At 52.1% G+C, this 1,449-nt stretch carries 2 protein-coding genes; both read left to right on the top strand.

Translation table 11 applies throughout. The annotated features are described in order from the left end of the window. The coding region (locus KDK14_RS07435) for a hypothetical protein (protein WP_257264430.1) at window positions 1-213 on the top strand (213 nt) is incomplete at its 5' end. Between the two features lie 60 nt (window positions 214-273). After that, complete coding sequence (locus tag KDK14_RS07430; protein ID WP_257264429.1) at window positions 274-1,206, top strand: SIS domain-containing protein; 933 nt, start codon at window positions 274-276, stop codon at window positions 1,204-1,206. Window positions 1,207-1,449: the final 243 nt, after the last annotated feature.

Here is a 1,449-nt window from a genome sequence, read left to right as displayed (position 1 = left end):
TGCCATCCTCGCTACGGGGACGCCCAGTCGGGCGCTATTCTCGGACAGCCTCCCAAACCTGTCAGCGCAGGTTATATACGAAAGGTGTTGGATATCTCCAACATGGGACGAACGAAGCCCCCATCCATCATCGCCGATATGCGACGCCGCAGGCCTGGTGGTGGGAGCAGGTCACACATTCAATGCCTATACGACCACGATCAATGCTCTTGATCAATTATCTGGCAACATCTCTGTGTCAAACTGATGACAAATGATTAGCAGAGATGGATTATGAATATAGAAAATCAGTGGATTTCTAAAGTCATGCGCAACAGTGTTGTCGGTCAGGTCGAAGCACTCAAATCACTGGAGGCCAGAATTAATGGTAGCTTCACTTCTGCCCTGGAGCTGTTGGCCGAGTGTCGTGGACGCGCTATCCTGTTTGGCATGAAGCAGTCTGGTCTGGTGGGGCAAAAGATTGCCGCAACTCTTTATGACACAGGCTTGTCCACCCACATACTGAATGTCGCACAAACCTGGGAAGATAATCTGACGATGATTGGTCCTGGCGACGTTATTATCATGCTGTCGTACAGTGGCAGGACCGGAGAGCTGCTCCGGCTTTATCCGGCCATCCGGCAAATGGGTAATAAAGTGATTGCCATAACCGGTGATCCAACAGGGCCGGTTGCCAGGCAAGCTGATATCGTGCTGGATGCCAGTGTGGTTGAGCGTCATGACGACCGGGAGCAGGCACCCACGACTTATACAACAGTCCTGCTGGCTATTGGCGACCTGTTGGCTGAAACCCTGATTCGCCGACGCCGGTTCAGTTCCCCCGAAGCGCAGCAAAGTGACCAGAAAATGGTGTGGGTACGGGATGTGGTTCACCGTTGTGACCTGGCTGTGGTAACGCCTGACTGCAGTCTTGGGCAGGTGATGCAGACCATGACCAGCCATGGGACCAACCTGTGTCTGGTTATGGAGGGGGGCTTGCTGTGTGGCACCATTACCGATGGTGACCTGCGCCGCAACCTGACGGGCGCTGAGAGTCTGCAGGGTATCAAGGCAAGAAATATCATGAATGGCGCACCGGTCTGTGTTCAGGAAAATATCAGCGCTGAAGAGGCCCAACAGTTACTGAAAGAACAGGATGTTGATACGCTGGTGGTGAAAGATCGTGAGCAGAAGGTAGTGGGCCTTTTGACCAGTGACCGTGTTTAAAACATGACCGGGGGTATGGAGCGATAGGTTGTTTGCGCGTTGTACTGTTTGAGTAGCTAACCCTATGAATTCATATATTTCTGACTCCTTGTACCTTTCTTCTACCCTCATCGCTGTGCAATCAGTGCAGTGGTTGAGCTTTTTAATAGTTCGCGCTGAGCTATCTGGAAACAGACTTTCCGGCATCAGTGACCTACTCCCTCCACTAAATCGGCTCGCCGATTATAGTGGGGGCTTCTGATC

Origin of the sequence: Endozoicomonas sp. ONNA2, from assembly GCF_024606365.1 — a bacterium.
GTDB lineage: Bacteria > Pseudomonadota > Gammaproteobacteria > Pseudomonadales > Endozoicomonadaceae > Endozoicomonas.
Note: the sequence above shows the minus strand (reverse complement) of the source record. Positions and strands in the feature narration are given on the sequence as shown.

Bases quoted from the DNA above. Each gene is read 5' to 3' on its own strand.
- KDK14_RS07430 (WP_257264429.1), top strand. From the start codon at position 274: ATGAATATAGAAAATCAGTGGATTTCTAAAGTCATGCGCAACAGTGTT.